At 61.4% G+C, this 25525-nt stretch carries 20 protein-coding genes and 4 pseudogenes; 9 read left to right on the forward strand and 15 right to left on the reverse strand.

What is annotated here, in order from left to right; all coding sequences use genetic code 11:
* Nucleotides 1–23 precede the first annotated feature (23 nt).
* Nucleotides 24–1355 (reverse strand): MFS transporter, encoded by a 1332-nt coding sequence (locus P5W99_RS22985; RefSeq protein ID WP_421025690.1) that lies wholly within the window; start codon nucleotides 1353–1355, stop codon nucleotides 24–26.
* 313 nt (nucleotides 1356–1668) lie between these two features.
* On the opposite strand from P5W99_RS22985, the gene P5W99_RS22990 reads away from it, so the two are divergent.
* The 6 genes from P5W99_RS22990 (at nucleotide 1669) to catC (ending at nucleotide 7009) form a co-directional block, all read left to right on the forward strand.
* Entirely contained in the window at nucleotides 1669–2412 is a 744-nt protein-coding gene (locus P5W99_RS22990) for an IclR family transcriptional regulator (RefSeq protein WP_421025691.1), read from the forward strand.
* Between the two features lie 61 nt (nucleotides 2413–2473).
* Nucleotides 2474–3526 carry a cyclase family protein gene (locus tag P5W99_RS22995; protein WP_421027020.1) on the forward strand — a complete coding sequence of 351 codons (1053 nt, stop codon included), beginning with the start codon at nucleotides 2474–2476 and terminating at the stop codon, nucleotides 3524–3526.
* Between the two features lie 42 nt (nucleotides 3527–3568).
* Nucleotides 3569–4270, forward strand: coding sequence for an SDR family oxidoreductase (locus P5W99_RS23000; protein WP_421025692.1), 702 nt, complete (start codon nucleotides 3569–3571; stop codon nucleotides 4268–4270).
* 2 nt (nucleotides 4271–4272) lie between these two features.
* The gene (locus P5W99_RS23005) at nucleotides 4273–5274 is read left to right on the forward strand and encodes a 3-hydroxyacyl-CoA dehydrogenase (protein ID WP_421025693.1); all 1002 of its coding nucleotides are present in this window, start codon (nucleotides 4273–4275) and stop codon (nucleotides 5272–5274) included.
* Nucleotides 5275–5349: 75 nt separating this feature from the next.
* Nucleotides 5350–6678, forward strand: a complete 1329-nt coding sequence (locus P5W99_RS23010) for a short-chain fatty acid transporter (protein ID WP_421025694.1) — start codon at nucleotides 5350–5352, stop codon at nucleotides 6676–6678.
* A 46-nt stretch (nucleotides 6679–6724) separates the two neighbouring features.
* Nucleotides 6725–7009 carry a muconolactone Delta-isomerase gene (gene catC, locus P5W99_RS23015; RefSeq protein WP_421025695.1) on the forward strand — a complete coding sequence of 95 codons (285 nt, stop codon included), beginning with the start codon at nucleotides 6725–6727 and terminating at the stop codon, nucleotides 7007–7009.
* A gap of 114 nt (nucleotides 7010–7123) precedes the next feature.
* Here catC and P5W99_RS23020 read toward each other — a convergent pair whose 3' ends face one another.
* Nucleotides 7124–8284, reverse strand: coding sequence for a porin (locus P5W99_RS23020; RefSeq protein ID WP_421025696.1), 1161 nt, complete (start codon nucleotides 8282–8284; stop codon nucleotides 7124–7126).
* 886 nt (nucleotides 8285–9170) lie between these two features.
* Between P5W99_RS23020 and P5W99_RS23025 the strand changes: the two genes are divergently transcribed.
* Entirely contained in the window at nucleotides 9171–9311 is a 141-nt protein-coding gene (locus P5W99_RS23025) for a hypothetical protein (RefSeq protein ID WP_421025697.1), read from the forward strand.
* 49 nt (nucleotides 9312–9360) lie between these two features.
* Nucleotides 9361–11019: an NRAMP family divalent metal transporter gene (locus P5W99_RS23030; protein WP_434663127.1), complete on the forward strand. Its 1659-nt coding sequence runs from the start codon at nucleotides 9361–9363 to the stop codon at nucleotides 11017–11019.
* Nucleotides 11020–11131: 112 nt separating this feature from the next.
* Here P5W99_RS23030 and P5W99_RS23035 read toward each other — a convergent pair whose 3' ends face one another.
* From P5W99_RS23035 to P5W99_RS23075, 9 genes and pseudogenes are all read right to left on the reverse strand, one after another.
* Complete coding sequence (locus tag P5W99_RS23035) at nucleotides 11132–11617, reverse strand: lysozyme inhibitor LprI family protein (protein WP_421025699.1); 486 nt, start codon at nucleotides 11615–11617, stop codon at nucleotides 11132–11134.
* 218 nt (nucleotides 11618–11835) lie between these two features.
* Nucleotides 11836–11928, reverse strand: a pseudogene (locus P5W99_RS23040) (PAAR domain-containing protein); the annotation flags it as partial.
* A 68-nt stretch (nucleotides 11929–11996) separates the two neighbouring features.
* Nucleotides 11997–12824 (reverse strand): lysozyme inhibitor LprI family protein, encoded by an 828-nt coding sequence (locus tag P5W99_RS23045; RefSeq protein WP_421025700.1) that lies wholly within the window; start codon nucleotides 12822–12824, stop codon nucleotides 11997–11999.
* Nucleotides 12825–12868: 44 nt separating this feature from the next.
* A pseudogene (locus tag P5W99_RS23050) lies at nucleotides 12869–13885 on the reverse strand (glycoside hydrolase family protein); the annotation flags it as partial.
* 83 nt (nucleotides 13886–13968) lie between these two features.
* Nucleotides 13969–14221: pseudogene (locus P5W99_RS23055) on the reverse strand (PAAR domain-containing protein).
* A 375-nt stretch (nucleotides 14222–14596) separates the two neighbouring features.
* Entirely contained in the window at nucleotides 14597–15058 is a 462-nt protein-coding gene (locus tag P5W99_RS23060) for a hypothetical protein (RefSeq protein WP_421025701.1), read from the reverse strand.
* Complete coding sequence (locus tag P5W99_RS23065; protein ID WP_421027021.1) at nucleotides 15055–15552, reverse strand: glycoside hydrolase family 19 protein; 498 nt, start codon at nucleotides 15550–15552, stop codon at nucleotides 15055–15057. Before P5W99_RS23065 ends, P5W99_RS23060 begins: the two co-directional genes overlap by 4 nt.
* Before the next feature lie 78 nt (nucleotides 15553–15630).
* A pseudogene (locus P5W99_RS23070) lies at nucleotides 15631–17858 on the reverse strand (hypothetical protein); the annotation flags it as partial.
* A 254-nt stretch (nucleotides 17859–18112) separates the two neighbouring features.
* Entirely contained in the window at nucleotides 18113–19066 is a 954-nt protein-coding gene (locus tag P5W99_RS23075; RefSeq protein ID WP_421025702.1) for a LysR family transcriptional regulator, read from the reverse strand.
* A gap of 193 nt (nucleotides 19067–19259) precedes the next feature.
* Here P5W99_RS23075 and P5W99_RS23080 point away from each other — a divergent pair, with 193 nt between their 5' ends.
* Nucleotides 19260–20465 (forward strand): sugar transporter, encoded by a 1206-nt coding sequence (locus P5W99_RS23080; RefSeq protein ID WP_434663132.1) that lies wholly within the window; start codon nucleotides 19260–19262, stop codon nucleotides 20463–20465.
* Between the two features lie 34 nt (nucleotides 20466–20499).
* Here P5W99_RS23080 and P5W99_RS23085 read toward each other — a convergent pair whose 3' ends face one another.
* The 4 genes from P5W99_RS23085 to fliD form a co-directional block, all read right to left on the reverse strand.
* Nucleotides 20500–21672 (reverse strand): NAD(P)/FAD-dependent oxidoreductase, encoded by a 1173-nt coding sequence (locus P5W99_RS23085; protein WP_434663135.1) that lies wholly within the window; start codon nucleotides 21670–21672, stop codon nucleotides 20500–20502.
* A 22-nt stretch (nucleotides 21673–21694) separates the two neighbouring features.
* Nucleotides 21695–23194: an L-piperidine-6-carboxylate dehydrogenase gene (gene amaB / locus P5W99_RS23090; RefSeq protein WP_421025705.1), complete on the reverse strand. Its 1500-nt coding sequence runs from the start codon at nucleotides 23192–23194 to the stop codon at nucleotides 21695–21697.
* A 360-nt stretch (nucleotides 23195–23554) separates the two neighbouring features.
* Nucleotides 23555–23854: a flagellar protein FliT gene (gene fliT / locus P5W99_RS23095; RefSeq protein WP_421025706.1), complete on the reverse strand. Its 300-nt coding sequence runs from the start codon at nucleotides 23852–23854 to the stop codon at nucleotides 23555–23557.
* 14 nt (nucleotides 23855–23868) lie between these two features.
* Entirely contained in the window at nucleotides 23869–25458 is a 1590-nt protein-coding gene (gene fliD / locus P5W99_RS23100) for a flagellar filament capping protein FliD (RefSeq protein WP_421025707.1), read from the reverse strand.
* Nucleotides 25459–25525: the final 67 nt, after the last annotated feature.

Raw genomic sequence — 25525 nt, forward strand, 5'->3', positions numbered from 1 at the left:
CGCGTTGCGCCCCGCCTCGTGCGTCAAACCCGCTGCGCCACCGCGCTGCACTCGGGCATCGCCTGCTGGCTGTGCATGCGCGACACCAGCATCAGCGCGCATACCAGCGTGATGATCACGTGCACGATGCCGAGCGCGACCACCGAAAGAATGCTGCCCGTGGCGCCCAGCAGGAACTGGCCGAGAATCGGCGTCGTGCCCGCGAACACCATGCCGCAAATCTGGTACGAGAGCGAGATGCCCGTGTAGCGCACCTGCGCCGGAAAGGCCTTTGCGAGCATGCCAGCCATGGCCGCGTAGTACAGCGAATGCGGAATCGAGGCCAGCGCCATGCCGAACATCGCGAGCTTGGTCGACCCCGTGGCGATCATCATGAACATGATCGGCAACGCCACGATCTCGGGCACCAGCATGTAGATGATCGCCTTCCGGAGATCTAGCTTCGTGGCCAGCACGGCGCCGAACGGCTGCACGATCAGTTGCACGACGATGGCGAACGTGATGACGCTCAGGAATTGCGTGCGGTCGAACCCGATCGAAGTCACGGCCCACGACAGCGCGAACGTAGTCTTGAAGTAAGTGGCCGAAAGCGCGATCACGCACGCACCCACGCCCATCGCCACGAGCGACTTGTGGTGGCGCAGCACTTCGCCGATCGGCAGCTTCACCACCTTGTTCTTCGCCTGCAGCTCCTTCATGGCCGGCGATTCGTCCACGCTCATGCGGATGAACATGCCCACCATCACCAGCAGCGCCGACATCAGGAACGGCACGCGCCAGCCCCACGTCATGAACTGATGGTCAGGCAGCATCGAGATCACGAGAAACGCCACCGTCGCGAGCAGGTTGCCCGCGGGCGAGCCCTGTTGCGCGAAGGCCGAATAGAGAATCTCCTTGCCCTTGGGCGCGTGCTCGGATGACAGCACCACCGCGCCGCCCCACTCGCCGCCCATCGCAATGCCCTGCAGCAGCCGCAGGAAGATGAGCAGCACCGGCGCCATCACGCCCGCCTGCGCATAGGTGGGCAAAAAGCCCATGGCCGTGGTGCAAAAGCCCATCAGCATGAGCGTGATGATGAGGGTCTTCTTGCGGCCTACCTTGTCGCCCAGGTGACCGAACACGATTCCGCCGATCGGGCGCGCGAGAAAACCCACCCAGAACGACGCGAACGCCGCGAGCGTGCCGACCATCTGCGAGCTCGAAGGGAAAAACAGCTTGCCGAGCACGAGCGCCGCGGCCGTGCTGTATGCGTAGAAGTCGTACCACTCGATCGTCGTGCCGACGAACGAGGCAATGCCAGCCTTGCGGGCCTGGCGGGCCTGGTGATGCGGGTTGTCGAGAGAGGAAGCTGCCACGTTACGTCTCCAGAAATCGATTTCAGCCGCCGCGTTTCCGATATGAAACACGCGGAACCCAGGTCCTTTCCGATGCGAAACACGCCGCTTCGAGGCAGGTGGCAGGCACATCGTCGCCGTTCGATTGACGAACACGCTTTCATTTATCGAACAGTTGCCGGGCGGTGCGGACTATGAAGCGCTCGCTTTATAGCGTCAACCAAGGGATAACCCGAATCGGCTCCGTTCCCAGTCTGGGCCCCAAGCCGCGCGATTTAGGTGTTTACCCGTAAGCATATTGTCAGCGCATTATCGATATGTCGATAATGCTCTCATGGATGTGAAAACTGCAGTGCGCGTCTTCGACGTGATCAACCTCTTTGCCGAAGTCCGGCAACCGATGATCTACAGCGAGATTGCGCGTCGAACCGAGATCCCGCTATCGAGCTGCCACGCGCTGTTGCAGACGATGGTGGCCAAGGGCTATCTCTACGCTCCGGGCGTGAAGGCCGGCTATTACCCCACGCAGCGCCTCCTGCATGTCGCGCGCGACATCTGCAGCGAGGACCCGCTGACGCTGATGTTCCAGCCGCTGCTCGCCGCGCTGCGCGACACCACCGGCGAGACCGCCGCGCTCGCCACGCTCGCGGGCAACCGCGTCGTCTATCTCGACGTGATGGAGTCGCGCCAGAAGATCCGCTACAGCGACGAGCCCGGCGGCTTCATGTCGGTCACGAGCGCGGCTGGCAAGGCGCTGCTCGGTGCGCTTGCGCCCACGGCGCGGCGCAAGCTGCTCGACAGTTGCGAGCCGTTGACGGTGGCGCCAGGCGGTTCGTTCGTTGATCGCGCAACCTTCGAGCACGAGATCGAGCAAGGCGTGGCGGACGGCTGGCATCGCTCGACGGGCGAAAGCATCGAGGACGTGGCCGGCCTCGCGCGCGGCTTTCTGATTCACGGCGAAGCGTTCGCGCTCGTCATCGGCGCGCCCAAGGCGCGTCTTCTAAGCAACGAGCAGCACGCCGTGCAGGCGCTGCTCGAGGTATTCGCGCAAATCCCGCCGTCGCTGCTGGCCGCCTGAAGGCCCGGCGCCGGCGGCAGTCATGGCGCAACCGTCCGGCAAGGACGGAGAGGAACAGAGCATGCGTTGGAAGAACCGGCCGGAAGGCTCGAACTGGGGCGATTTCGGCCCTGATGATCAATTGGGCCGCCCCAATCTCATTGGTGCGGAGCAGGTGCTCAAGGGCGCGCGCGAAATTCGCGCAGGGCTTAGTTTCACGCTCTCGCTGCCGCTCGACTTTCCCGGCGAGAGCAAGCTCAACGTGCGCCGCCATCCGCCCGTGCTGCGGCCGACCTTCCGCGACGGCCTGCCCTACGTGAATTTCCCGTTCGCGCGCGACCAGCCCGGCGCCACCGATGTCGTGAGCGACGACCAGGTGCTGCTCTCGCTGCAGTATTCGACGCAATGGGACGCGCTCGCGCACGTGGGCGCGCGTTTCGACGCCGATGGTGACGGCGTGGCCGAAAGCGTCTATTACAACGGCTATCGCGCGAACCGCGATATCGTCGGCCCGATGGAATACCGCGCGGAAAGCGGCTTCGCGCCGCACGCCTGCGGCGGCGCGCACAGCCATGCCGATGTGCTCGGCATCGAGAACCTCGCGGTGAAGGGCATGCAGGGCCGCGGCGTGCTGATCGATCTAGCCGCGCATTTCGGGCGCGAATGCCGCACGGTCGGCTACGACGACCTCATGCGCGTGATCCAGGCGGACCGCATCGAAGTGGAGCGCGGCGACATGCTCGTGCTGCGCACCGGCTTCGCCGAAATGGTGATGGAGATGAACCGCCAGCCCGACGAAGCCGTGCTCGCGAGCCATTGCAGCGCGCTCGACGGCCGCGACGCGCGACTGTTGCGGTGGATCACCGACTCGGGCATTGCAGCGCTCGCCGCCGACAACTACGCAGTCGAGCGCTACCCCGCGCGCGAGCCCGCGACGCCGGGCGAGCACCCGCTCATGCCGCTGCACCACCATTGTCTCTTCAAGCTGGGGCTGCCGCTCGGCGAGCTGTGGTATTTGCGCGATCTCGCCGCGTGGCTGCGCGAGCACCAGCGCTCGCGCTTCATGCTCACCGCGCCGCCGCTGCGGCTGCCGGGCGCGATGGGCTCGCCGGTCACGCCGGTCGCCACCGTTTGAGTTCATTCGCATTCCGAAACTATCTCGATTCGCATTCCCGATATGGCTAAAGAACGAGTTTTGATCACTGGCGGCGCCGCCGGCATTGGCGCCGCATGCGCCGCCCGCTGCGAGGCAGACGGCTACGAAGCGGTCGTGATCGACCGCGTGGGCGACGGCATCATCGCCGACCTTTCCGACATCGAGGCCACGGCGCACGCACTCACGCGTGCGCTCGCGGACGGCCCGATCACGCGCCTCATCAACAACGTGGGCATCGTGGTCCCGGCGGACGCCGAACACCAGACGCTCGAAGAGCTCGAACGCGCGTGGGCGCTCAATGTGCGCTGCGCGCAGCAGTGCATGCAGGCGCTGCTGCCGGGCATGAAAGCCGCGGGCTTCGGGCGCATCGTGAACATGTCGTCGCGCGCGGCGCTCGGCAAGGAGTTGCGCACCGCGTACTCGGCCACCAAGGCGGCGCTCATCGGCATGACGCGCGTCTGGGCGCTGGAGCTGGGCGCGTTCGGCATTACCGCCAACGCCATCGGCCCGGGCCCGATCCGCACCGAGCTGTTCGATCGCGCCAACCCGCCTGGCGCGCCGCGCACGCAAGCCATCGTCAACGCCGTGCCGGTGAAGCGCGTGGGCACGCCCGACGACGTCGCACACGCCGCCTCGTATCTGCTCGACGCGCGCAGCGGCTTCGTCACAGGCCAGGTGCTCTATGTGTGCGGCGGCATGACGGTCGGCGTCGCGGGAGTCTGACGATGCAATCCGCCGACCACCTCGAAGCGCACAGCGGCGCGGCTGCGACGGTCCCCGGCACGCGGCGCGCGGGCATCGTCGGTGCGGGCAGCATCGGCGTGGCGTTCGCGCTCCAGTTCGCGCGCGCGGGCTGGCGCGTGCGCCTCTTCGATCCCGACGCAGCGCGGCGCGCCGCGGCGCCTGCCGAACTCGCCGCGCGTCTCGCGGACCTCTCGCGCTTCGTGTTGATCGACGAAAGCGCGGCTCGAATCGCCGCGCGCGTGGAGGTGGTCGACACGCTCGAAGCCGCGGCCGCCGACGCCGATCTCGTGCAGGAATGCGCGCCGGAGCGCGCCGAGCTCAAACGCGAACTCTTCGCACAGATCGATCGCGCCGCGCCGGAGCATGCGATTCTCGCGAGTGCCTCGTCGTTTCTCGCGGCGTCGAAATTCGTCGATGAAACCTTGCCGGGCCGTGCGCGCTGCCTCGTCGCGCATCCCGGCAATCCGCCCTATCTCGTGCCAGTGGTCGAGATCGTGCCGGCGCCGTTCACATCGCCGGCCGCCACCATGCGCGCCATCGCGCTCTATACCGAAGCGGGCCTGCTGCCCGTGCGCGTGAAAAAAGAAGTGGCCGGCTTCATCTTCAACCGGCTGCAAGGCGCGCTGCTGCGCGAGGCGTATTGCCTCGTGCGCGATGGCGTGGCCTCCGTCGACGACATCGACACGGTGGTGCGCGAAGGACTCGCGCCGCGCTGGTCCGTGATCGGCCCGTTCGAGACCGCCGACCTGAACACGCGCGGCGGCATCGCCTCGCATGCGCTGAAGATGGGACCGTCCTATGAACGGATGGGCGCCGAGCGCGGCCAGCACGATCCGTGGACGCCCGAACTCGTCGCGCAGGTGGAGGCCGCGCGGCGCGCGGCGCTGCCGCTCGATCAATGGGAGGCGCGCGTGGCGTGGCGCGACCGCCAACTCATGCGGCTCGCGAAACACCGCAAAAGCACGCCGCCCGAGAAGGATTGAGGTGAACGATCGCGCGAACGCGACGTCACCGCAAGAGAGACCACACGACTATTACGACTGAAAAGAGACATACCCATGCAAAGAATCACCGCGTTTTTCACCGAGCTGATGCGCCGGTGCTTGCCCGATCCCTTTGTCTTTGCGATCGGCCTCACCTTGCTCACGATGGTGCTGGCCGTGACCGTGCAAGGCCAGGCCATCACCGCGCTCACGGCAAGCTGGGGCAAGGGCTTCTGGGCACTGCTCGCCTTCACGACGCAGATGGCCGTGATTCTCGCGATGGGCTACGTGCTCGCCACCGCCCCGCTCACCGACCGGTTTCTCGACCGGCTCGTCTCGCAGGTGAACTCGCCGCGCACGGCGATTATCGTGGCGACGCTGGTGGGGGGCATCGGCAGTTGGCTCAACTGGGGCTTCGGCCTCGTGGTAGGCGGCATCGTGGCGCGCAAGCTCGCACTGCGCGTGAAGGGCGTGCACTATCCGCTCATCATCGCGTCGGCATACAGCGGCTTCACGCTCTACGGCCTCGGCCTTTCCGCCAGCATTCCCGTGCTGATCTCGACCAAGGGCCATCCGCTCGAAGCACAGATGGGCATCATTCCGCTCTCTGAAACGATTTTCTCGCCCGCCATGCTGATCACGAGCCTCGTGACCATCGTGACGCTGCCGCTCCTGAACGCGTGGCTGCATCCGAAAGCGGGCCAGCCGGTAAAGGAGATCGATCGCGCGCTGGACGCGGCGCCCAAGGCCGCCGCTCCCGTGCTCGACACCGACGAGAACGGCACTCTCGCCCATCGCCTGAACAACAGCCGCCTGTTGAGCCTGGTGATCGGCGCAATCGGCATGGGCTATGTGGCGCTGCACTTCGTCCAGGGCGGCTCGATCGATCTGAACCTCATCAACTTCTTTATTCTGTTCCTCGGCATCGTGCTGCTGGGCACGCCCATCCGCTATGTCGAGAAACTCAATGAAGGCATTCGCACGATCAGCGGCATCATTCTTCAATACCCGTTCTACGCGGGCATCATGGCGATCATGGCGTCCTCGGGGCTCGTCGACACACTCTCCGCGGCCTTCGTCAAGGTCGCTACGCCCAGCACGCTGCCGTTCTGGGGCTTGATCAGCTCGTTCGTCATCAACTTCTTCGCGCCCTCCGGCGGCGGCCACTGGGTCATCCAGGGCCCGTTCATGATCGAGGCCGCAAAGACGATCGGCGCATCCGTGGGTCACACCTCCGTTGCCGTGATGCTCGGCAACGCCTGGAACGATCTGGTGCAACCGTTCTGGATCCTGCCGGCGCTCGCGCTCTCGCGACTCAAGCTCAAGGACATCATGGGCTATACGGTCATCATGATGTTCTGGATCGGCATTGTCTATTCGGTGGCGATTCTCGTCTGGGGCTGATCCCGGAACGTTTAAAACCCCACTCGCTATTCACAGGAGACCGAACGTGCTCTATCTCGTGCACATGCAAGTGCAAATTCCGCACGGCACCGACGCCGGCTACGCCGATGCATTGAAGGCAGAAGAAAAGGCGTTCTCGCAGAATCTGCAACGCGAAGGCAAGTGGCGTCACTTGTGGCGCGTCGCGGGTGAGTACGCAAACTACAGCGTTTTCGATGTGGAGTCGAACGACGAACTGCATACGCTGCTTGCCGCGCTGCCGCTCTTCCCGTTCATGAAAATCGCGGTAACGCCGCTGGCCCAGCATCCCTCGGCCATCACGCCGAATTGAACCGGCGCAGCCAGTCCGGGAAAAACAACCGGCCCGCCGGCGAGATGCACCTCGTGAGCGCATTTCGCATAGCGGGCCGAATTCCGATCGGATAATTGGACGATCGAGCCTCGATTAGAAGCGGTGACGCAGACCCACCGTTGCGGCGACCTGGTTCGGCGTGGTCGAAGGCGACAGCGTGTTGATCATGGCAACGTTCGAAACGCCGTTCAACTGGCCCGAAGCGTGCTGATAGACACCCTCGACATAAACGTCGGTGCGCTTCGAGAGCGAGTAGTCGGCTTGCAGCGAAACTGTGTGCCACTTCGGATCAGCCGAACCCACGTTGCTCGTGAGCTTGCCGTCGGTGTACGTGTACGAGGCGTCGAGGCTCAGTGCCGGCGTCAGCGCATAGCGGCCGTTCAGCTCGAAGTTGTCGAGGCGCAGGCCCGTGTTCGGTTGCGTAAACACGATTTGCGTATTGCCGCCCTGGCCACCCGACATCAGCCCCTGGTATTGCGTGTGGGTCCACACGAAGCCCACCGTTGCGGGGCCATACGTGTAGTTCAGGCCCGCACCGAAGGCGCGCTGCGTTTCCGCCGCCAGGTTGAAGTTATTGCCATTGCCCGGCGAGTTCGCGCCATTCGCATTGCTGTTCGTGCGCGAATTGTTCATCTGCAGGTAAGCCGCCGCGAAGTTCAGCGGGCCGTTGCCATACGATGCGCCAAGGCTCCATGCGCGGTTGTTCGCGAACTGGCCCGCATCGTTGCTGAAGCCGTACAGGCCGCCGAACTTGAAGCCCGCATAGTTGGCGCTCGAGTACTTGACCGAGTTCTTGATCGAGAACGAGTGATCGAGGTTGTCGTTGTCGAACGGGTGAGCCGCCATGTTGTTGCCGAAGCCCGAACCGGCTTCCGAGAGCGGCGACAGGTAATCGACCATCGAATCGTACTGGCGGCCCAGCGTCAGCGCGCCATATTGGTCGCTTTGCAGACCAACCCAAGCCTGGCGGTTGAACATCGTGCCGGCTTCCGTGTCGCGGCCGTTGTTCAGGTTGAAGCCGTTTTCCAGCCTGAAGATGGCATGCACGCCGCCGCCCAGGTCCTCGCTACCCTTCAGGCCGAAGTACGTATCGGACAGTGCACCGCTGCCCTGATTCCACGCGGCGTGGCCGCCCGCGTTGTTCGCATAGACGATACCCGCGTCCAGCGCGCCATACAGCGTGACGCTGCTTTGCGCGTGAGCCGAAACTGCGAATGCGCTGAGGACGCCCGCAATAATCAAAGTGTGCTTCATGACTTTCCTTTGTGACATTCAGACCGAGCTGAAGTGGTCCGGGTACTGGAGCCACCCCGTCAATCCTGGAGCGAAGTTTAAGTGCGCATGCTCGGGGAACAGCGTGTCCTCACGCTGGAACAGTCAATTGCAGAATATGGAAATATCGGAATTCCCCTGCTTAAAACTTTGTGCGGAAAGGAAAATTCGAAGCTCGCACTGTCACCGGCATGTCATGGGCGTGTGGCAATCGCGCGACGTTGCGGTCGAATCGGTGAATTAGATTATTGTGGAAATCGATTCCCTTTCTTTCAATTGCCTGTACGGCGCGATGCTTTTTTGTTCTGCCTCGAAAAACGTGTTGACGCGCCGCAGGTCCGCTACCTAGAATTTAAAAATCTTCACAAAAGGGGCTAACGCCTTGGACACCTGCAGTAGTCGATCTTCGAACTGTTTCGCTGCCTGACCGGCACGACGTCCGCGCTCCCTTTTCACAGCCGCCGTCCTGCCAGCAGGCAGACGGTGCGCGCCGCAGCAACACTCCCCGTGCACCCCACCATTTAGCGCCGTATGGGCAGCGCTTTCGCGCGTCCGCACGGCAGGCGTTGCGAGCCTGCGCTCGCAACTGCGTTCGCGCGCGCCCTTTCGCCGGGTTCTGCCTGTGTCGCGAAAGGGCCATGCACGAGCGCGTGGATCAACACGCGCGTACTCCATGTACGCGCCTCACGCATGAGGGAGCCGCCATGCCGGATAGCGACAGTCATCCCATACGTCCGACGATTTTGAATTTTCTATTTCTGAACACGGAAAGCGAGTAGATATCCGCACCCTGCGCTCCGCGCGCATGGCCAACCGGGCCTGCTGGTTTTCCGCCGAACGCGTCGAGCCAGACGCCCGGAGCAACATCATGTCATACGCACTCCTGCTTTCCCGCCTGCCCCAAGTCGAACTGGCGCGCGACCATTACACCAGCATGCTCGCGCTGCACGAGACCGCGCCAAGCCTGCGCGCACGCCTCTGGCAACGCCTCAAGCATCTCCGTTCGTAAGCGGCACACCCTCGCCATTCACACAGACAACTCAAAAGACGGGATCGCCATGTCCACTCCAACCCACTTCACGCAAGCGAACGTATCGCCGCCACGCAGCGCGGTGCTCGACGAAGCCCACCTCGGCGATATCCAAGGTGCGCTCGGCACCATCTCCCATTACGACCTCGCCCCGCGCTCGGGGTGGTGGGCGCGCCTGCGCACGCTGCTCGCCATTATCGGCCCCGGCCTCATCGTGATGGTGGGCGACAACGATGCGGGCGCCTTCGGTACCTATACGCAAGCCGGCCAGAATTACGGCACGACCCTGCTCTGGACGCTGCTGCTGCTCGTTCCGGTGCTCTACGTGAACCAGGAAATGGTGCTGCGCCTTGGCGCGGTCACGGGCGTCGGCCACGCACGCCTGATCTTCGAGCGCTTCGGCAAGTTCTGGGGCGCGTTTAGCGTGATCGACCTGTTCATCCTCAATGCGCTCACGATCGTGACCGAGTTCATCGGCATTACCTTCGTGCTCAATTTCTTCGGTATCCCGAAGATTCTGGGCGTGTGCATTGCCGCTGCGCTGACCATGGCGGCCGTCGGCACAGGCGATTTCCGACGCTTCGAGCGCTTTGCGGTCGTGCTGTGCCTGCTGAGCCTGCTGCTCGTGCCCGTGCTCGTGACAATTCATCCGCCCATTGTGCAAATGGCGCGCGACTTCTTTATCCCTGGCTGGCCCGCCCACTCGAAGCTTTCGGACGTGATGCTGCTCGTGATCGGCATCGTCGGCACTACGGTTGCGCCGTGGCAGTTGTTCTTTCAGCAAAGCTATGTGATCGACAAGCGCATCACGCCGCATTTCATGAAGTACGAGAAAGCCGATTTGTGGATCGGCATCTTCTTCGTGCTGATTGGCGCCGTGGCCATGATCGCATTCTGCTCGCAGCTCTTTGCCGGCAAGCCCGAGGTCGGCAGCTTCACCGACGCGGGCGGCGTGATCGCCGGCCTCGAAAAGTATGCGGGACACACCTCGGCCGTGCTGTTCGCGATCGCGCTGTTCGATGCGGCCATTATTGGCGCGGCGGCGGTGTCGCTTTCGACGGCCTACGCGATCGGCGACGTGTTCAAGATCCGCCATTCGCTGCATCGCGGCGTGTCCGACGCGAAGGGCTTTTACCTAGTCTATTTCGGCATCATTGCTGCCGCAGCGGCCATTGTGCTGATTCCGGGCAGCCCGCTGGGCCTCCTGACCGAAGCCGTGCAGACCCTTGCGGGCGTGCTGCTGCCGAGCGCGACCGTGTTTCTGCTGCTGTTGTGCAACGACCGGGCGGTGCTCGGCCCATGGGTCAATTCGAAGGCGCTCAATCTGTTCACGGGCGCGGTCGTCTGGGTGCTGGTGATGCTTTCGATCGTCCTCACCGCTTCGGTCATGTACCCCGACATGAGCGGCGAAACCATCATCGACATCCTCGCGGCCGGCACGCTGCTGGCCGTGGCCGGCCATGCCGCCATGCTTGCGTGGCGCTGGCTGCGCGGTGAAAGCGCGCCCGCGGCCCAGAGCTGGCCCGAGGGCGCGCGCGATATGTGGCGCATGCCGCCGCTTGTCGAGTTGCCGCCGCCTAATCTCACGTTGGCCAAGCGCGTGTGGATGGGCGTGCTGCGCGGCTATTTACTTATCGCTGTGATTCTGGTGATTGTGAAGGTTGTGCAGATGATGCTGATGCACTGAGCGCGGCTGACCGGCAGTGACTCGAGCCTGACGATCAGGTCGCCGACATTTACTTTCAGCGCTTCCGTATGCACTTTGCAGATCTGGCTGCATAGGCATCCGCGCGTCAAGCTCAATTGGGGTTCGTTGTGGGGAGTGCTTCGAGACGCACTCGCATTGACTTGAGTATGCATGCTGCATCCGGACCACACGCGTCTCGGTGCTTGATCCACTGACGCTGACTGCGGCTGAGCGTGACTGTCTGTGTTCCCGATGTTTTTGCCTGCACCATCGCGCGTCCGTAGGCTTCCCCAATGCCCTGATTGAAAGCGGCCAACTGGTACGAATTGCAAATCGCGTGCTCGGTTGCTGTGGACGCCTTATCACATCGAAACGAAACTTCGATCGGCGCGTTGTTTGGGATCTTCCTGAGCACGAGAATGGTCTCGTCGTGCCAGCGCAGGTACATCTTTTCGCGAACATTTTGGACAATCCAGGCGCCCGGCACGGCTTCCTTTCCGAGTGCGGCATAGGACACGCCGAGGCCGCCTTGCCACACGCCTTTCGAACGCATCAGATCATTCAACGATGTTCCGATGTAACGCACCTCGGGGTTCACGCAACGGTCCGGGAAGTCGTCGGTGTCGTCAGTAACATCGCTCCGCTTGAACTTGAATATGCGCCCTGTCAGGCGTGGATCGTTCCATGTGTACTGGGTGGTACGTCCGAATTCCGTATTAAGGTGAATCTCCTTGACCTGCCATGTGCCAGTGAGGAAGTCTGGCAGCGTCGCACCAAACGAATTGAATATGTAAAGAAAAATACAAGAGCGCTGAAGACGTAGCGTCCCTCGAAGCGCATGGTTGGCGAGCCTGTTTCTACTTTGCCGCCGTGGGTGGTTTTGTCGTTGATGCGGATTAGGTTGATCATGAGTTGCGTGTGGAACTAGTATTTGCTTTGTAGATCTGACTGCATAAATATCAATCCGCGCGCCAAGCTTAATTGGAGCCCGTTGTGGAGAGCGCTTCAAGGCGCGCTTGCATTGACTTGAGTATGCACGCTGCATCCGGGCCACACGCATCTCGATGCTTGATCCACTGGCGCTGACTGCGGCTGAGCGTGACTGTCTGTGTTTCCGATGTTTTTGCCTGCATCATCGCGCGTCCGTAGGCTTGCGCAATACTCTGGTCAAAGGCGGCCAACTGGTACGAATTGCAAATCGCGTGCTCGGTTGCGTTGGACGTCCTGTCACATCGGAACGAAGCTTCGATCGAAGCGTTGTGTGGGACCTTTCTGAGCACGAGGATGGTTTCGTCGCGCCAGCGCAGGTACATCTCTTCGCGACTAATTGGGACGGCCCAGGCGCCTGGCACAGTTGCCTTTCCGAGTTCGCCATAGGACACGCCGAGGTCGCCTTGCCACACGCTTTTCGCGCATGTGAGACTTAACGCGCGGACTTGCGTTGTACCGCTGGTTTCAAGCTTGTAGTCACGTGCAGGGTCGAGACTTGCCACCGGCGGATAACCGTAGCCACCGACACTGCGCAGCATCAGATCATTCAACGATGTTTCGATGTAGCGCACCTCGGGATTCACGCAATGATCCGGGGAGTCATAGGCATCGTGAGTGACATCGTTGCGCGTGAAATTGAAGATACGCCCCGTTAGGCGTGGATCGTTCCATGTGTACTCGGTGGTACGTCCCAATTGTGTATTAAGGTGAACCTCCTTAACCTGCCATATGCCTGTAAGGGTATCCGGCAGCGTCGCACCAAACGAGTTGAATATGCCAAGAAAAAATACAAGCGGGCTGAAGAGGTGGCGCATTTTCTAAATTGCCGTCATGTTGAGATTTTGTTTCTATGGTTTGATCAATTTCGCGGTGGCAAGGGGCGGCCGTGATATTCGTAACGCCCACTAGTGTAGAGCGTGATTTCATCTTTGCGGCGCTTCACGAGACCGTCGAAAATCGAGCCGCCCGAGTAAACATATTTGCTGATTTCATCCATCGCCGAGGAGATCTGACCTCGATTAATCATATCGGTTACCTTGGTCCATCCGCCGCCGGGGTTATATGCATAACTGACGAGGGCATCGAATTCGTTCTTCATTAAGTTGACCTTCACTGAGGTATTTACCATGCGAATATATGCGGGAACGGTTTTGTGTAGCAGTTCGATCTGCTTTTCATCGCTTAGATTGACGATATGGGTGTGTTGCGCACAGAAATTCCGCGCTGAATGACCCTGAAGACCCGCGCCAGCGGAAATGGCACGCGCTGTTGCAGCGTCAAGTCCAATGGACTTCATGTCGATCACGATGCTTTGGGGTGCGCGTGCTTTCATGTCGTAGCCCGCGCCTAGCGTCACGCCGCTTGCGCCGCCCGGCCAATGCAGCTTGTTGGTTGTGCCGGCGAGATGTTCCTGCATGAAGATGAAATAGATGCCTTTGTCGGAGAGGGTCTTCGCAGGGCTGCCGCCGGAAGCAAAATTCCCCACCACCCCCACCGGATGAAAATGCCACGGCGTCGGCTCTTGCGGAAATCCCTCGACGGAAGTCACCTGCTCCCACCACTGCAGATTCCCGATCCGCTCTATCTCGGACTGCCACAGCCACAGCAGATTCTTCATCAGCGGCGACATCTCTTCCCACTTGCCCATCCCGCCGCCCCATTCGGTTTCCGAGCGCACCACCAGATGCGTGATCGCCTCGGCCATCCACGGGGTTTCCCGCGCCTGCTGCAACTCGTACGCCGTCACCTTGCCGTCGTGGTTCGCATCGATCGCCTTCTCCAGCTTGACGATCAGATCGCCGGCATTCACCTTCAGCGCGCTCGGCTCGAACACCGTCTTGTCCTCGTCGGCCAGATACTGGTCCGTGACATGCAGGTGGCCGTCTTGCAGGCTCTCGGGATGGTTGGCATACGGCGCTGTCCATTTCGTGCGGGACGTTCGCAGTTGATATGAGGCGGTCAGATCAGGCTTGATATCAGGTGGCATCCGCAGGTTGCCCGGTGGCCGTGGCGGGCGATCGGAATGCCACCGTCAGTCATTGACGGGTCGCCTTCTTCGATTAACGTTTGGTGATACGTCTGGATGTTGGGGGCAGGAGACGCGGTCGCCTTTGCGCGCGACGTGGCGTCCTTCGAAGCGCATGGTTGGCGAGCCGGTTTCTACTTTGCCGCCGTGGGTAGTTTTGTCGTTGATGCGGATTAGGTTGATCATGAGTAAAATAAATTACACAACGCTCGTCGGAAACCATTCAGAGAGTGCGTGGCTATTTACACGCGGACAAATCTTCGCACTTAATCCATTTTAAAATGATGCCGTGTCTTTTTGATGGATATCTCACGAAATACCAAAAACCGTTCGAGCTGTTGAATTCGATAAGCTGAACATTATCTCCCCTGACCAAGTACATTTTCGTCTTGGCTGAATCAAGATGATCTGTGTATAACCATGCTTTTTCGGTGATTATGGACGTTGTGACTGGTAGTCGTAGCGAATAGATTTTTTGATTGGTAACCAGAAATTTTTCTGTCAGATGGCCGCCCTTGTAAACCGAGCGCGTTATCTGATCACACCCAACACAGCTATCGCTCAAGGCAAGTTGATAGGTGCCATTTTCAACTCGTAGATATCTTCATACTGTTTTGCGCCGAGCTTGTATGAGCTAATCAAGTTATTCTCGAAAATTTTATAATTGCATATATCTCTATGTGAAAAATTGAGAGGAGAAAATTTAAAAGTTTTTTCGTCAAATGAGAAAAATTTTGAACATTCGTTGATGCCGCCACTTGTCGCTACAATCTCTCGATTGCCATCATTGTAGAGATCTGCTATGGATATGTGCTCATAGCCATTATCGATAACCTTTTTCAATTCACCAGTCGGAACGATGCGTTTGCAATTAAAATTTTCGCTGCAAAGCTGGATTTCCCCTGCGGCGTCGACCGAGAGTGGGCTATTCTTGGCTTCTGCGATAGAAGTCGCGATCGCCATTATGGCGACTGTATAAGCTATGCTTTGGCTTAGCAGTAGTTTGATTTCATGAGCTTTCACTTCAACCCCCATTCTTTTTTGATTTTATCAAAAAGCACTTGACGCTCGTTTAATCCGTTGCTTCCACCATTTACGGCTAAAGTAATCAGGGTGACATTATTTTTCTCATGCTCGATAAGAACATTAATGTCGCCCTTGGCACTGTATTTTTTCTCGATCCCTCCTTTTCGACGCCAGAACCAGCAAGACGCATCAATTGCGTTTTCCATGTCCAAAGCTATCAGGTCAGGGTTAGAAACAAAATCTACTCCTCTATGCTCTGAGTACGCCTTATATGTGTTTTTCCATGTCAATTGAATTAGTCCCTTTCCTTTGTACTTTGGTCCATCGCCCATGACTGTATTGCCATTTTTAATGGCATCCCTGTGCATTCCCGGATTGTAGCCTTCCCCAGAGGCAAACTCTATTGTTGTTTCGAATCTTGCGGATTCGTGAAAACATTGTGCAAGAAAGTGAGCCCTTTGATAGCATTCGACGATACCGTATGATTTCATTTTTTCATTGAGTAGTGAAACAAATTCATATTTATCAAATTTGTAGATATTCGGATATTTTTCTGAAAAATGAAGCACAAAGGATGGCGAGCCTCCTTTTCCTGTAAACCAGTCTCCAGATTTTTCCAGCACTTTTTCCAAGAGGTCGACCGTAATTGCACAGCAATCGGAGGTTATAAAATTCCCCACCACCCCCACCGGATGAAAATGCCACGGCGCTGGCTCCTTCGGAAATCCCTCGACGGAAGTCACCTGCTCCCACCACTGCAGTTTCCCGATCCGCTCTATCTCGGACTGCCACAGCCACAGCAGATTCTTCATCAGCGGCGACATCTCTTCCCACTTGCCCATCCCGCCGCCCCATTCGGTTTCCGAGCGCACCACCAGATGCGTGATCGCCTCGGCCATCCACGGGGTTTCCCGCGCCTGCTGCAACTCGTACGCCGTCACCTTGCCGTCGTGGTTCGCATCGATCGCCTTCTCCAGCTTGACGATCAGATCGCCGGCATTCACCTTCAGCGCGCTCGGCTCGAACACCGTCTTGTCCTCGTCGGCCAGATACTGGTCCGTGACATGGAGGTGCCGTTTGAACAGGTCGACCGGTCTGAAGCTGATGTTGTCGACGAGTTCGAACCCCGGCCAGTCCCACGGGCCACACAGGCGCGCGAGCGGATGATGTGCCTCGCACACCCAGCCTTGCAGGGTTGAGCCATCCTTCGTCCCGATCGTGATGTTCCACCAGTGCAGCCCCTTGTCGTCGACGGCGACATTACCTGCGCCCAGCCGGTCCAGATCGGTGCGCCGGAATACGTCGCGGAAGTCCGCGCCCGGGCCTTTCGCATTGGAGATATTCAGCGGGAAATCCGACCATCCCTTTACGACACCGGTTGCCGTTGTGTTCGCGAGTTGGGCTTCCACCCACACCGGGGAACCGGCGTTCGTCAGCGTCGGGGTTGGGCGCTGGCCACGGTGTCCTCCACGTGCGGGCATCGTCACCGTCTTCGGCTGGACCCTGACCCAGCGCGAACCCGCCGCCTTGCCCACCGGCACGAGCTTCAGGCCACCTGCGCTCTGGGGCAGCGTCCGGTCCGGCCCGGGGATCTCCATGACGAGTCGCGCACCGGGCGAAATCTCCAGAAACGTCTTCACCGCCGGCAACGCTTTTGCGCGTGCGCGGCTCTTTTCGATGAACGCCGGCAATTCCGGGCCCGCGAATACCTCGAGATGCAGCAGCGGCCGGGTCGGCTTCGGGGGCAGCAGCTTCGCTTCCGTGTAACGCACGTAGTGGCCCATCTGGCCCACCACGTCGCCGGCCTTCACGGGATACGGCTGTTTCAGCACCACCACCGTATCGAGTGGTTTCGGATCGAGAACCGCATCGAGTTCCTTCGCATACACCCAGCTCCACCGTGCATGCTCCGATACCCGCTGGCCGGCAATCGGGGCGACCGGCTCGCCGCTTCTGAGCGCCTTGATCTTTCGCCAGCCGGGATGTCTCGGGTCCGATTCGGACAGCAGGAGTTCAGCGCCACGGGGCAGGATGCCGATGATTCTGCCATTCGCCAGGTCGCGAAGTGGATGCCCTTCACGGGCGCGGGGGGCGGCGTGTTGTCAACCGGCTGGACTACGGGCGGCTGGGGTGGAACGACGAAATCCGCATCGATGAATTCGCCAAGCAGGTCCCGGTTCGCGATGTCCACCGGCACGGGCTGCGGCGGCTTTGGCTTCGGCAGCGTTTGCATGTCGTTCGACCTGTCGCCCACGCGGTAGTAGCGCTCGCCTTCCCAGAACGGCATCGGCTCCAGGTGCGGTGTGGCCGGATCAGGTTGTTTCTTCGCGGCCTGATAGCTGTTCCAGTCCATCAGGTGCATGTACAGGCTGAAGAACGTCAGCGTTTCGTCCGACGCGGGCTTGCCCGTGGCACCAGACGCCGGCGGCAGCGGCAGCCTGTGACGGATCAGCACAAAGCCCGTCGAGTAGAGTGCCTTGCGATTGTCGCGCCAGATCTGTTCGGAATACTTACTGTCTAGCCGGTAGGCCACGATCTCGCCGTCGGCGATGGCGCGCACGCCTTCATCCTGCTTGAGCATCGCGGCGGTGTTGCGGTCGAAGTGCACGCCGCCGTGCCATATTCCGCTGACGCCAAGCGGATAGAAACCGTCCTCGGCCTTCGCCAGCGCCTTCATGTACGTCAACGGGTCGGTGGCGCCACCATTGCCGGACGGCGTGAATGGAAAGGCCCAGTTCAGCGGCGTATAGGCGGGTGCTGGCGATGCTGTGGGTAGAGGAGGAACGCGCGTGCTCATGGACTTTGAACCTTGGGCTGTCTCTGCTGTGCGTACCAGGAGCAAGCAGAACGTTTTGCGGCTTACCCGAGAACAGCGAGCCGCGATTAACCAGGTTCAACATCGTAATCGGGTCCATGTACCCGAATATTGACGAGCCTCTACCTCATCGTGAATGAGCGTGAACTACTGAACGACTCCATTGCGGTACGCACGCGGGTACGTAGCCAAGGAAAACCGGCGACCAAAACCAGGATTCGGCCACCGCCCTTACCCTACGCCGCCCGCGAGCAATGATCCGGCATCCGCAGCGCCGCCTCGTCGGCCATGAGCGCCTGCGGAATGAACTCCTTGAGAAAGTCGACGAAAGTTCTGATCTTCGCGTCGAGATATTGCCGCGATGCATACATCGCATACACCGTGAGCTTCTGCAGCAGATAATCGGGCAATACCCGCAGCAAAGAACCACTGCGCAGCGCAGGCACCGCGCTCGACATGGGCAACGACCCAATCCCCGCGCCCTCGCGCAATGCGCCGGCGAGCGCGTCCGCAACATTCACCTGAAACGTCGAGGGCGGCAATTCAAATGTTTCCGCGCCGTCCGGCCCTTCGAGATGCCAGCGATCGCGCGGGAAAACCGGCGTGATCAACTGAAGACATGCATGGTCCGCCAGCTCGGCGACACTGTGCGGCGCGCCGCGCGCGCCCAGATAGCCGGGCGAAGCGCACAGCACGCTATGCACCCAGCCTAGCGTCTGCGAAACGAGCGCCGAGTCGGGCAGTTCCGCCGAACTCAGTTGAAGCGTCACGTCATACCCTTCGTCGAGCAAATCGGGAACGTGCTGCGAGAGCGTGAGTTCCACCGCTACCGAGGGATAGCGCTTCTGGTACTCCATGATGGCGGGCACCAGATAAGCCTGCCCGAAGCTCGTAGTGGCATGAACCCGCAGCCTGCCGGACGGCAGCGCTTGCGCGTCGCCCGCCTCGGCTTCGGCCTGATCGATGTACGCGAGAATCTGCTCGCAGCGCCGCAAATAGCGCTCGCCGGCTTCGGTGAGCGCGACGCGGCGTGTGCTGCGATTGAGCAGGCGCGCTTGCAGATGCGTTTCGAGGCTCGCCACCGCGCGCGACGCAAATGCGGTCGTGATGTCGAGGCGGTGGGCGGCAGCCGTAAAGCCGCCTTCTTCGGCAACGCGGACGAAGATCCGCATGCAGTTGAGCGTATCCATCTGATGAAAGAAACAGGGTGGGCGTGGGGGCCGGATTTTCCAGACCCCGGCGATTTGACACCGGCAAGCTTACCATTCATGCCCGCACGGCGGGCCGGATCGCGCCGTGCCTCACCGCCGCCGCACGCGCTCCGGAGTATACGACTCAATACGCGCGATAATTCGCCTTCGTCGTTTTTTGTCCGATCCGGGTATGTCCAAACCTGAACTGGCGCCCGCCGAACACGCCTGGTGGGGTGTGGTGGCATTGGCGCTTTCCGCCTTTATTTTCAATACCACCGAATTCGTGCCCGTCGCGCTGCTCAGCGCGATTGGCGACAGCCTTCACATGCAGGCCACCAACGTCGGCCTCATGCTGACGATTTATGCGTGGACGGTGGCCGTGGTGTCACTTCCGCTGACCGTGCTCACGCGCGCCGTCGAGCGCCGCAAGCTGCTGACCGGCGTGTTCGTGCTGTTCATCGTCAGTCACATCGTCACTTCGATCGCCTGGAACTTTCCCGCGCTGATAGCGGGCCGATTGGGCATTGCCTGCGCGCACGCGATCTTCTGGTCGATCTCGGTCTCGCTCGTGGTGAGGATCGCGCCGCCATCGAGGAAAGGCCAGGCGCTCGGCCTGCTCGCCATGGGCACCTCGATTGCCATGGTGGCCGGCATCCCGCTCGGACGCGTCATTGGCGAGACGCTGGGCTGGCGCGTCACGTTCCTCGCGATTGCGGGCGCGGCGGCCATTGTCTTGCTGATGCTGCGCGCCACCGTGCCCCAGCTTCATAGCCTGCAATCGGGTTCGCTCAGGAACCTGCCCACGCTATTCAGAAAGCCGACGCTCGCCCTGCTCTACCTGATCACGATTCTGGTCGTCTCCGCGCACTTTACGTCGTACACGTATATCGAGCCCTTCGTGCAGGCCGTCAATCACGCGAGCGAAAGCCGCATTACCTATATTCTGGTGTTGTTCGGCAGCGCCGGCATTCCCGCTGCGATTTGCTTCAACCGCATTTTCCCAAGGTATCCGAAACAATTTTTGCTGGCGTCGATCGTCACGCTAGCCTCGTGCCTGCTGGTCCTGTTTCCGTGCGCGCTCGGCATCGTCACGCTCTCCGTGCATACCGTGGTCTGGGGCGGCGCGATCGTGTGTTTCGGTCTGGCGATGCAGGCCTGGATCCTGAAGCTCGCGCCCGAAGCAACGGATCTCGCTGTGTCGATCTATTCAGGTTTGTATAACGTGGGCATTGGCGCCGGCGCGCTGCTTGGCAACCATATCGCCCACGATTTCGGGCTGCCGTGGACCGGCACGTTTGGCGGCCTCGTGGGCGGGCTGGGCGTGGGAGTCTGCTGGCTGGCGTTGCGCTTCAAGCACCAGGAAGCGTCGAGAAGCGCCAGCCAGCCAGCCCAGTAAGGAAGGGTGAAATACGCCCGAATTACACGACGAACTACACGACGTTCTTTTCGACGATGGGACGATTCTCCAGCACACGGTCCCAGCTCAGGGAAGACAGATCGAGGCTCGCGTACTTGCCGCCGATAATGAGCTCGCTCACGCCGCGCCCCGTCGCCGGCCCCTGCTGCAAGCCGTGGCCGCTATAGCCATTGGCGAACACGCAGTTTTCGATCGCCGGGTGATAGCCGATGATCGCGTTGTGGTCGAACACGTTGTATTCGTAGTAGCCGGACCAGCAATGCTCGACGCGCAGCGCCTCGAATTCCGGCACCCGGTGCGCGAGCGTCGGCCAGATGACTTCGTCGAACAGATTGTGATCGACTTCGTCGAGCGGCAGATCGTTCGGGTCGTTCTCTTCGCCCGGCGAGGTCCCGGTGATGTACGTCATGCCTTCGGGTCGGAAGTAAACGCCGGTGGGATCGATCAGCAGCGGGCTATTCGCAAGACGCGCCGGCGACGACACATTGAAAATACTGCGCCGCCGCGCATACACCGGAATGTCGATGCCCATCATTTCGGCGATGCGGCGCGCCCATGCACCCGCGGCATTCACGAGCGTATCGCAGGCATAACGCTCGCCGTTGCTCGCCAGCACGTGCGTGACCTTGCGGCCATCGAGCTCGAGACCATGCACATCCGCCGCCACGTAGCGCGCGCCCAGCGACTGCGCCTTCTTGCGCAGCGCCTGCACGAGCCCATAGCCGTCGAACCAGCCTTCGCCGCTCACGCCATAGGCGCCGGCGGCAATATCGTCCACGTTCAGCCACGGAAACTTTTGCTTGAGCGCGTCCGGCGAGAGCAGCGCGATATCCGCGCCCAGGCGCGTTTGCAGCGCGTGGTTCTCGCGCAGCGTGGCCTCGCCCGAGGGCGTGGCCAGAAACAGATAGCCGCCCTCGTGCAGGTCGATGGACGGCTTGTGGCCGTCCACCGCGAGACGCTCGCCGATATCGCGAAGAAATTCGATGCCGTACAGCGACATCTGAATCGACAGCGGCGTGGAGAACTGCTGCCGGATCGAGGCCGCCGACAACGCCGACGACGACCTCGCATAGCTCGGATCCCGCTCGATCACCGTCACGCCTATCGTCGGGTCCGTTGCGCGCAAGAAGTACGCAATAGAGCTACCGATCACCCCGCCGCCAACGATTACGACTTTTGCGCTCACGACTCGCTCCAGATTGCGTTTTTTAGTCGATGTTGAAGTCGATGCCTTGTGCGAGCGGCAGCGCCGACGAGAAGTTCACGGTGTTCGTCGCGCGCCGCATATAGGCCTTCCACGCGTCCGAGCCCGACTCGCGGCCGCCGCCGGTTTCCTTCTCGCCGCCGAATGCACCGCCGATTTCCGCGCCGCTCGGGCCAATGTTCACATTGGCAATGCCGCAATCGCTGCCCGATGCCGAAAGGAAACGCTCGCTTTCGCGCAGATCGGTCGTGAACACGCACGACGACAGGCCGTGATGCGCGGCGTTGTTGGCTTCGATGGCGTCCTCGAAACGGCTGTACTTGAGCACGTAAAGAATGGGCGCGAAGGTCTCGGTGAGCACGACCTCGGTTTGCGCGGGCATCTCGACGATGGCCGGGCGCACGTAGAAGCCCTTCTCGTTGCCCGCGACCACGTGGCGCTCGCCGCCGAAGACCTTGCCGCCTTCGCTGCGGGCCTTTTCCAGCGCCGCCTGCATGCGATTGAACGATTGCTCGTCGATGAGCGGCCCCATCAGCGTGCCCTGCTCCAGCGGATTGCCGATCGAAACCTTGCCGTAGAACGTCTTCAGGCGCTCCACGGTCTGCTCATAAACGCTTTCGTGAACGAACAGGCGGCGCAGCGACGTGCAGCGCTGGCCCGCGGTGCCGACCGCCGAGAACAGGATGCCGCGCAGCGCGAGCTCCATGTCGGCGGTGCCCGAAACGATGCCCGCGTTATTGCCGCCGAGCTCCAGAATCGTGCGGCCAAAGCGGCGCGCGACTTCCACGCCCACCGCGCGGCCCATTTCGGTGCTGCCCGTGGCGCTCACGATATTCGAGCGCGGGTCGGCCACCAGCTTCGCGCCTACGTCGCGCCCGCCGGTCACGAGGCTCGTAAGCCCCTCGGGCGCGCCGCCGAATTCCTTGAGCGCGTCCTGCAGAATCTTGTCGACGGCCAGTGCGGTCAGCGGCGTCTTTTCCGAAGGCTTCCAGATCACCGCGTTGCCGCACACCAGCGCGAGCGCGGCATTCCAAGACCACACGGCTGCCGGAAAATTGAACGCCGAGATCACCGTGCACACCCCCATCGGATGCCAGCTTTCGGCCATGCGGTGGCCGGGGCGCTCCGAAGCGATGGTCAAGCCGTACAGTTGACGCGACAGGCCCACAGCGAAGTCGCAGATGTCGATCATCTCCTGCACTTCGCCCAGCCCTTCCTGAAGGATCTTGCCGGTTTCGAGCGTGATGATGGCGCCCAGCGCGGCCTTGCGCTCGCGCAGCTTGTTGCCGAGCACGCGCACCAGTTCCCCGCGTCGCGGCGCCGGCACGTTGCGCCAGGTCTTGAATGCCTCGTGCGCCTTCGCCAGCGCGGCGTCGGCTTGAGCGACGGACTGGCTCGCCACGCGGCCAATCAGTTCGCCATTGATGGGTGAATGCACGGCGATGTCGCCGGCCTCGGCGAGATGGGAAATGCCAAGTTCCGAAAGGATGGTGGATGCGTTCACTGGGAGACCTCGTCGATGTTTCCGATAGGAAATATTGTTGCTGAAACAGACTATACACGCAGACCGAAGCCCCGGCAATGCTCCAGGCAAGCCAAGCCGCGGCCGCGGTTTGCAAGAAAATTTCGCATCGGAAACTGATGTGTTTTGAAGATGCAGTGGCATTGTCGGCAGCCACCGGACCGGTATCAACCGATATCTATGCACGACCTGATGCGCTTTAGTCATCAAGCCCGGGGAAGTGGGGAATTCAACGAGGTGTTGCGAGGCGGGCGAGGTATCGGGAGATACCCCATTGGCGGAGCGGGGGACGAATTGGGGCCGACGGGGGCCGATCGGGGCGGGCAGTCGCCGCCCCCTCGCTCAGAACTGAGCGATGCGCTGATACTGATTGGCGTTGCTAGTGGCCTGCATGGCCGTGCGGTATTCCGCGCTCAAGGACTCCTGGGCAGCTTGCGCGGCTTGTGCGATGCGCAGGTCGATCGCCTGGATTTCCCGCAGCATGGCGAGCGCATCGGCTGACTGCTGCGCGGAAAGCGCCATCAGCAGCGGCGAGCGCTCGCCCGCGAGCTGCGCGGCGCGCTCCCACTCGCCCACGGCGGCCGCCTGCTCGATGTCTTTCGTGAACCGCTGGATGCGTTCGATCTGGGCCAGTGCTTGCATGACCGGTGACCTCGTCAGTTCTTGTTGGTGGCCATCGCGCCCGCGCTGTTCTGGCCGCCGAATAGCTGGGTGAGATATTGCTGGTTGTTGCTCATCGTCGCCATCAGCGTATTGAGCGCCGTGAATTGCGCGGTGTACATGCTGGTGAGCTGTGACTGATACGTCGCTAGCGACGACTGCTGCGACGAGAGATTCGTGAGGTCCGTATTGAGCGCCTTGGTGCGCGTCTGGATCGCGCCGCTGCTCGACAGATAGCTCGTGATATTGGTGTTCAGTTGCGCGGCCACGCCATTGGTCGAGCTGAACAGCTTGGCCAACGTGGCCTGGTTGTTCTGCAGCGCGCTGCTCAGCGTGCTGCTGTCGACCGCGAGCGAACCGTCGGCGTTCAGCGTCACACCGATCGTCGCGAGACTCGTGGTCGTGTTGCCGTTCTTCACGCCGGTTGCGACGATCGAGGCCAACTGGTTGCGCACGAGGTTCAGCGTCGAGTCGCCGAGCAGCACGCCCTGCGAAGTCGCGGTCGAGCTGTACGCGGTAAGCGTGCCCATGGTCGTCACGAGCGTGTTGTAGAGCGTGACGAAATTGTTGATCGCATTCGACTGCGAGCTCGTGTCCTGCGCGATCGTGAGCGTTTGCGGCGATGTACCCGTGGTGTCCACCGATGCTGCGCTCAGGCTCAGCGTGACGCCCGCAAGCGCGGTAGTCACCGAGTTCGTCGCGTTGGTCACGCCGGTGCCGTCGAGCGTGAAGTACGCATCCTGCGCGGCGGTGGTCTGGCTCCAGTTGGGCGTGGCCGGCGAGCCGGAAGTCTGCACGTTGCTGAGCGTCGACTGGTTGGCCGTGAGCTGCGCACTGGTCGCGCTCGCGTTGCCGCTAAGCGACGTGCCGGCGTTGCCGGTAACCGCCAGGCCGTTCAGCGGGTCGCCCGTGGCCGTATCGCTGACCTGAATGCTGATGGCGTTCTGCGATCCGGTGGCATTCGCGTGCAGCACGAGGTGCGCGCCATCGGCGCCGTTCACGACCGTGGCCGTCACGCCGGGATTGTTGCTCGCGCTGTTGATCGCCGCCGCAATGCCGGAAACCGTGCTGTTGCTGCTGTCCAGTGAAATCGTGGTGCTCGCGCCGCCGATCGAGAGCGTCATCGTGCTCGGCACCGAAGCGAGCGGCTGGCTTGCGCCGTAGCCCCTCGACGTGAGGACCTGCGCGGTCGCGATCTGCGCGACGTCGATCGAATACGTCCCCGCCACCGCTCCGCTGGCCGCCGTGGCCGCGATGCCCGTGCCGCTCGTGCTCGCCTTGAAGGCGTTGACGGTCGTGCCGTCCGAGAGCGAAGTGAGGCCCGCCTGCAGCGCCGAAAGCGCAGCCGAGAGCGTGCCGTATGCGGAGATCTGCGTGTTGTCCAGTTGAGCCTGCGAAGACAGTGTCGCCGCCTGGCCCGCGATCTTGCTATTGACGAGCGCCGTGACGAGCGAGCTCACGTCCATCGACGAATTGCCGGTCGAGCCGCTGATGACCGACTGCGCGGCTTGCTGCAGCGCGCTATTGGCCGACGCTGCGGCGCTGGAGGCCAGATTCGCGTTCGAGATACCGGATACGGTGGACATGAAGGGGCTCCGTGCGTCGGCGATGCCGGGTGGATCGGTTCAAGTACGGTTCAGGTTTAAAAACGCC

Origin of the sequence: Paraburkholderia sp. A3BS-1L, assembly GCF_051125215.1 — a bacterium.
Classification (GTDB): domain Bacteria; phylum Pseudomonadota; class Gammaproteobacteria; order Burkholderiales; family Burkholderiaceae; genus Paraburkholderia.